Source organism: Roseomonas sp. GC11, from assembly GCF_024437745.1.
Classification (GTDB): Bacteria; Pseudomonadota; Alphaproteobacteria; order Acetobacterales; family Acetobacteraceae; genus Pseudoroseomonas.
Genome location: NZ_JANFNY010000069.1, coordinates 21552 through 28165 on the forward strand (window position 1 = coordinate 21552; position 6614 = coordinate 28165).

7 protein-coding genes are annotated in these 6614 nt (G+C 72.0%); 5 read left to right on the forward strand and 2 right to left on the reverse strand.

Annotated elements, in window-relative coordinates; translation table 11 throughout:
* Window positions 1-21 precede the first annotated feature (21 nt).
* Window positions 22-876 (forward strand): hypothetical protein, encoded by an 855-nt coding sequence (locus NON00_RS18745; RefSeq protein WP_256024228.1) that lies wholly within the window; start codon window positions 22-24, stop codon window positions 874-876.
* 310 nt (window positions 877-1186) lie between these two features.
* Here the strand turns inward: NON00_RS18745 and NON00_RS18750 are convergent, their stop codons facing one another.
* Entirely contained in the window at window positions 1187-2032 is an 846-nt protein-coding gene (locus NON00_RS18750; RefSeq protein ID WP_256024229.1) for a DMT family transporter, read from the reverse strand.
* Window positions 2033-2167: 135 nt separating this feature from the next.
* Between NON00_RS18750 and NON00_RS18755 the strand changes: the two genes are divergently transcribed.
* The 4 genes from NON00_RS18755 (at window position 2168) to NON00_RS18770 (ending at window position 5939) form a co-directional block, all read left to right on the forward strand.
* Window positions 2168-3229 (forward strand): quinone-dependent dihydroorotate dehydrogenase, encoded by a 1062-nt coding sequence (locus NON00_RS18755; RefSeq protein ID WP_256024230.1) that lies wholly within the window; start codon window positions 2168-2170, stop codon window positions 3227-3229.
* Window positions 3226-4083, forward strand: coding sequence for a TIGR01459 family HAD-type hydrolase (locus NON00_RS18760; RefSeq protein ID WP_256024231.1), 858 nt, complete (start codon window positions 3226-3228; stop codon window positions 4081-4083). Before NON00_RS18755 ends, NON00_RS18760 begins: the two co-directional genes overlap by 4 nt.
* Window positions 4084-4280: 197 nt before the next feature.
* Entirely contained in the window at window positions 4281-5507 is a 1227-nt protein-coding gene (locus NON00_RS18765; RefSeq protein WP_256024232.1) for a multidrug effflux MFS transporter, read from the forward strand.
* 90 nt (window positions 5508-5597) lie between these two features.
* Window positions 5598-5939, forward strand: a complete 342-nt coding sequence (locus NON00_RS18770) for an Hpt domain-containing protein (RefSeq protein ID WP_256024233.1) — start codon at window positions 5598-5600, stop codon at window positions 5937-5939.
* 43 nt (window positions 5940-5982) lie between these two features.
* On the opposite strand, the gene NON00_RS18775 is transcribed toward NON00_RS18770, so the two are convergent.
* The coding region (locus NON00_RS18775) for a response regulator (RefSeq protein WP_256024234.1) at window positions 5983-6614 on the reverse strand (632 nt) is incomplete at its 5' end.

Sequence of the window (6614 nt, forward strand, 5' to 3'; positions counted from 1 at the left end):
GCGGAGGGCTAGAGTGCCGCCATGCGAGCCCCCCTCCGCAACGCGCTGCTGGGCGTGTTCGCCGCCGCCATGCTGACCGCGCTTGCCGGCGGCGCCTTCCTGCTGCACGCCCCCTCGATGCCCGAGGCGGCCGAAACCGGCACCGCGCCCTCGGCCGACAACCTCCCCCTGCCGCCGGAGCCGCCCCGCATCTCCGACGCGCCCGAATACGAGGCCTGCCTCGACCTGCTCCGCGCCGACCCGGAAGGCGCCCTCACCCGCGCCACGGAATGGGAAGGACAGGGCGGCGGCGACCCGGCCCGGCACTGCCTCGCCCTCAGCCTCATCGCCCTCGGCGAGCCGGAGCGCGCCGCGCCGCGGCTGGAGCGCCTGGCCGCCACCTCCACCGCCGGCACCCCGGCCCGCGCCGCCATCTACGCCCAGGCCGCCCAGGCCTGGATGATGGCCGGTGACAGCATCCATGCCTACGGCGCCACCACCCTCGCCCTCAGCCTGACGCCGGACGACACCGCCCTGCTGGTGGACCGCGCCATCGCCGCCGCGGGAATCAACCGCTACGCCGATGCCCTGCTCGACCTCGACCACGCCCTGGCCACCGACAGCAGCCGCACCGAGGCCTGGGTCTTCCGCGCCGCCGCGCTGCGCCACCTCGACCGCACCGACGAAGCCCTGCGCGACATCGAAACCGCCCTGAAGCTCGATGGCCGCAATGCCGAGGCCTTCCTGGAACGCGGCATCCTCCGCCAGCTCAAGGGCGACTCGGCCGGCGCCAGGGCGGATTGGACCCTCGCCGTCCAGCTCGCCCCTGACAGCATGGCCGCCGATCTCGCCATGCAGAACCTCGCCCTCAATGAGGCGGGGCCGGTCCGGCGGTAAGGCAGCCAGCGGTCAGACAGAAAGAAAAAGTTCTTTTTTGGAAAAAAGAACCAAAAAACTTTTTCCAGTGCAGCGTCCCGCCATGCCGGGAGACAGCGGCAACCTGAAAAAGAGTCCCGCCTGGACGGGAGACAGCGGCAGCCTGAAAAAGAGTCCCGCCTAGACGGGAGACAGCGGCAGCCTGAAAAAGAGTCCCGCCTGGACGGGAGACGGCGGCAGCCCGAAAAAGAGTCCCGCATGGACGGGAGACGGCGGCAGCCCGAAAAAGAGTCCCGCCTGGACGGGAGACGGCGGCAGCCTGACAGAAAAATTAGGGGCGTTGGGCGCGCTGGCTCATCAGGCAGGCCACCACCACGATCGCCGCACCCGCCAGTGTCGCCGGCTGCGGCAGCACACCCCACAGGGCGAAATCGGCCAGCACCGCCCAGAGCAGCGCGGAGAATTCCAGGGGGGCCAGCTGCGCCACGCTCGCCCGGCGGAAGGCGGCGGCGAGGCAGATCGTCGCGCCACCGGCCAGAAGGCCGTTGAGGGAAAGCCAGAACAGGTCCCACCCCCCCGGCGCCACCCAGCCCCACAGGGTGAAGGGCAGCAGCACCAGCCCGCCCGGCAGGGCGGACCACAGGATCAGCCGCGCAATGCCCGGCTCATCGCGCAGGCGGCGGTTGATGGTCAGCACCGTCGCATAGCTCATCGTGCCGAGCAGGGCGTAGAAATAGGCCAGCAGGCTGCCCCCGGCGGAGAGGCCAGGGGCCATCGCCACCAGCACGCCCAGGAAGCCCACCCCGCTCCACAGCCAGACGGCGCGCGGCAGCGCCTCCCCCAGCACCAGCGCCGCCAGCGCCAGCGTCATGAAAGGCGCGGTGAAGTAGACGAGGTAGCCCTCGGCCAGCGGGATCTCGCGCAGCGCCAGGAAGAAGCCGACCGCCGAGCCAAGCATGCCACCCGCCCGCAGCAGGTGCAGCAGGGGGTGGGCGGTGCCAAGCGGGCCGCCCACCCCGGGCCGCAGCAGCCGCGCGGCGAAGAGCAGCAGCAGCATCACCACCTGGCGGATCAGCACCACCTGCGCCACGGAATAGGAGCCGGCCAGCAGCTTGCTGTTGGCATCCAGCGCGGCGAAAAGCCCCAGCGCGCCCAGCAGCAGCAATGGTCCCTGCACGATCCTGATTCCCCCGGCCCGGAAGTCCTGGCTTCTCGGGCGGCGCGGGCGCCACGTCAATTGCCGCGCGGCGGCGGCGGGGTTGCGATTCCCGGCCTTCCCCTGCGCGGCGCGGCGGGGCACAAGCGGGACGCCATGACCCCCGCCCTCGCCTCCGCCCTGATGCCGCTGATGCGCGGCCTCGACCCCGAACAGGCGCACAACCTGGCGCTGAAGGCCCTTGCCCTCGGCCTCGCCGGCGCCGATGCCACGCCGGACGACCCGGTGCTGGCCACCACCGCCCTCGGCCTCGCCTTCCGCAACCCGATCGGGCTGGCGGCGGGGTTCGACAAGAACGCGGTGGCCGTCGCGCCGCTGATGCGCCTGGGCTTCGGCTTCGTCGAGCCGGGCACCACCACGCCGCGCCCGCAGGCGGGCAACCCCCAGCCGCGCCTCTTCCGGCTGGTGGAGGATGCGGCGGTGATCAACCGCATGGGCATGAACAATGAGGGGGTGGAGGCCTTCGCCCGCCGCCTCGCCGCGCTGCGCCGGCCGCTGCCCGCCGTGCTCGGCGCCAATATCGGCATCAACAAGGAAGGCGCCGATCCGGAACGCGACTACCCCGCCCTCTACCGCGCCGTGGCGCCGCAGGCGGATTACGTCACCATCAACGTCTCCTCCCCCAACACGCCGGGGCTGCGCGACCTCCAGGGCGAGGCGAAGCTGGCCGCCATCCTCGCCGCCGTCGCCGCCACCCGGGCGGAGCAGCCGCACCAGCCCCCCGTGCTGGTGAAGATCGCCCCCGACCTCGCCGATGACGCGGTGCCCGCCCTGGTCGAGACCTGCGTGGCGCATGGCGTGGCGGGGCTGATCGTCAGCAACACCACCATCGGCCGCCCGGCCAGCCTGCGCAGCGCCCACAAGGGCGAGACCGGCGGCCTCTCCGGCCAGCCACTCTTCGAGCCTTCCACCGCCCTGCTGCGGCGGGTCCATGGCCTGGCCGGCGGGCGGCTGACGCTGATCGGCTGCGGCGGCGTGTCCAATGGCGCGCAGGCCTATGCCAAGATCCGCGCCGGCGCCGCGCTGGTGCAGTTCTATGCCGCCTTCGCCTATGCCGGCCCGGCCCTAGTCGGCCGCGTCAAGCAGGAGCTGGCCGCGCTGCTGAAGCGCGACGGCTTCGCCCATCTCCACGAGGCCGTAGGAGCCGATGCCCGATGAAGATCCTGGAAAGCGTGGCCCCGCTGGCCGAGAGCCATGACGGCTTCGTCCTCGATATCTGGGGCGTGCTGCATGACGGGGCGCAGCCCTATCCGGGCGTGCCCGAGGCGCTGCGCGAACTGCGCGCCCGCGGCAAGCGCATCGTGCTGCTCTCCAACGCGCCGCGCCGCTCCTGGTTCGTGGCGAAGCAGCTCGAAGGCATGGGGCTGGGCGGGGAATTCTTCGACGGCATCGTGACCAGCGGCGAGGTCGCCTGGACCCTGCTGCGCGACAAGACGCATCCCTGGTTCTCCCGGCTCGGCCAGCGCGCCTTCCATATCGGGCCGGAGCGTGACCTCTCGGTGATCGAGGGCCTGGGCATCACCCTGGCGAAGCACCCGGCCGAGGCGGATTTCCTGCTCAACACCGGCCCCGAGCCGGAGCGCGGGCCACAGAGCGTCGAGCCCTACCGCGCCGAACTCACCGCCTGCGCGGCGGCGGGGCTGCCCATGCTCTGCACCAACCCGGACCGCGCCGTCATGGTCTCCGGCCAGAAGCTGATCTGCGCCGGCGCCCTGGCCGATGTCTACCTGGCCCTGGGCGGCGATGTGCTGGAGATCGGCAAGCCGGACGCCATGGTCTATGAGACGGTGCTGGCCACCCTGGCCCTGCCGAAGGACAGGATCGTGGCGATCGGCGACACGCCGCACACCGATCTGGCCGGGGCGGAGGGCGTCGGGATCGCCGCCGTCTGGGCGCTGACCGGGCTGGCAGGGAACCATTTCGGCCCCAATCCGGCGCCGGAAGCCCTGGCGGCCGAGGCCCGACAGGAAGGGGTCAAGCCGCTGGCGGCGCTGCGCAGCCTGCGCTGGTAAGCGCGGCGCCTGAGGGGGCTTCGCCCCCTCCCCCCATCAAGGGGACGCACAACTGGGTTTCCAAAGGCCTCAGGCCTTTGGTCGGGAGAGTTTGAGAGGGGCAAAGCCCCTCTCAAGACCACGCACGGCGTGGGGCGCACGGCTGACCTGGCCCGCCCGCCTTCCCCCCGCCCGCCTCTGCCCATACTCTGCCCGCCATGAGCCCGCGCGACCTGCCCCGTGAGACCATTCCGCCCCAGGCCACCGCGCGGCGCGTGCCCGAGACATGGCTGCTGACGCTGCTGATGGGCCTTGGCCCTTTCAGCATGCAGATCCTCATTCCCTCGCTGCCGCTGCTGGCCACGCTGTTCGCCGTGCCTTACGCCCAGGTGCAGCTGACGCTGACGGTCTATCTGGTCGGCATCGCGCTGGGGCAGCTCATCTATGGGCCGATGTCGGACCGCTTCGGGCGGCGGCCGGTGCTGATGGCCGGGCTGGTGATTTATGTGCTGGGCTCGGCGGCGGCGCTGCTGGCGCCCACGGTGGGGTGGCTGACCCTGGCGCGGGCGGCGCAGGCGGCGGGGGGCTGTGCCGGCATGGTGCTGACGCGCGCCATCATCCGCGATGTCTTCCCGCGCGATCAGGCGGCCAGCAAGATCGGCTTCGTCATGATGGGCATGACGGTGGCGCCCATGCTGGCGCCGCTGCTGGGGGCGGAACTCGCCGCGCTCTTCGGCTGGCGCAGCATCATGGTGGCCTGCCTCGGCTTCGGCGTGGCGATGCTGCTGCTGGCCCGCCGCCTGCCCGAGACCCTGGGCGAGGCGCAGCCCCTGCCCGGCCTCGCCGGCATGGGGCGGGCCTATCTCCAGCTGCTGATGCTGCGCAGTTTCCGCTGCTACACCGCCATCACCACCTGCACCACCGGCGTCTTCTTCGCCTTCATGGCCGGCGCGCCACGGGTGATGATGGACGGGCTGGGCTATACGCCGCGCGGCTATGCCACCGCCTTCATGCTGATCTCGGTGGCCTATGGCGCCGGTTCCTTCCTGGCCGGGCGCTATTCGGTGAAGCTCGGGCTGATGCGGATGCTGGGGGCGGGGCTGGTGGTCTGCACCCTGGCCACCCTGGCCGGGGTGGCGGCGCAGGCGCTGCTGCCGCTCTCCGCCGCGGTCTTCTTCGTGCCGATGAGCCTCATCGCGGTGGGCAATGGCGTCTCCCAGCCCAATGCGGTGGCCGCCGCCGTCAGTGTGAAGCCGCAGCTGGCGGGCACGGCCTCCGGTCTGGTGGGCGCCCTGCAGATGGGCTTCGGCGCGGTGGTGACCCAGCTGGCGAGCCTGGTGGAGCTGGGCAATGGCCTCGGCACCGCCGCCACCATGGCGGGTTGCGCGCTCGGCGCGCAACTGGCGCTGCGCGGCGCACGCCACGCGCAGCAACAGCGGCCATGACTCTCGTTTCCCGAGACCTGTTTACGATTTTCATCACATTCTCAACCGTCCCGCGTTGACCGCCCCATCCGGGTTTGCCAGGGTCACCCCGTGAGCGCCCTTGACCCCCAGATCACCCAGCAACTCGCCGAGGACCTTCCGCCGGAGGTCTTCGTGACGGTGTTGCGCACCTTCGAGGCGGATCTGGCGCGGCTGGCGCGGCAGATCCGGGCCGCTGCGGAGGGTGGCGACCTGGAGGGCTATCGCCGGGGCGCGCATGGCCTGGCGGGGGCGGCCGGGGCGATCGGCGCGCGGGAGCTGGAGGCGCTGTGCCGGGAGGCGATGCGCCCCCTGCCCAGCCTGTGCCCGGCGGACCTGCTGCCGCGCCTGGATGTGGCGGCCTCCGAGGCGCTGCGGGAACTGGCTGCCCTGCTTTCCCCCCCCCTCCCCTGAAAAAAGTTTTTTGGTTCTTTTTTCCCAAAAAAGAACCGCTTCCCTACCCCGCCGACGACACCGCCTGCCCCGCCAGGAGGCGTTGCAGCGCATCGCGCCGGACGGGCTTGGGCAGGTAGTCGTCCATTCCGGCGGCGCGGCACTCGGCCTCGTATTCCGGCCCGACCGCGGCGGTGAGGCCGATGATGCGCGCCCCCCGGTTGGGCCCGGCGGCGGCGCGGATGGCGCGGGTGGCGGCCAGCCCGTCCATCACCGGCATCTGCATATCCATCAGGATGAGGTCGAAGGGGGCGCTGGCGGCCATCGCCACCGCCTCGGCGCCGTTCTGGGCGAGGGCGACGGCGCAGCCCTGGCGTTCCAGCATGGCGCGCATCACGGCCTGGTTGGTGGCATTGTCCTCGGCCATCAGCACGGCGAGGGCGGGCGCCGCCCCCTTCACCTCGGCCTTCTCCCCGATTTTCTCCCCAATTTTCTCCTCAATTTTCTCCTGGGCCTTCTCCTGCCCGGCGGCCTCTCCCCCCGCCGGCGGCGCCAGCACGGCCTGCGCCGCCTCGGCGAGGCGCGGGGGCAGGCTGGGCTTGAGCAGCACGGGCAGGCCGGCCCCCACTTCCCCCGGGGCTGGCGCGGCGGCGCAGAGCAGCAGCAGCGCCCCCCCCGGCCCGGCCTGGGCGCGCA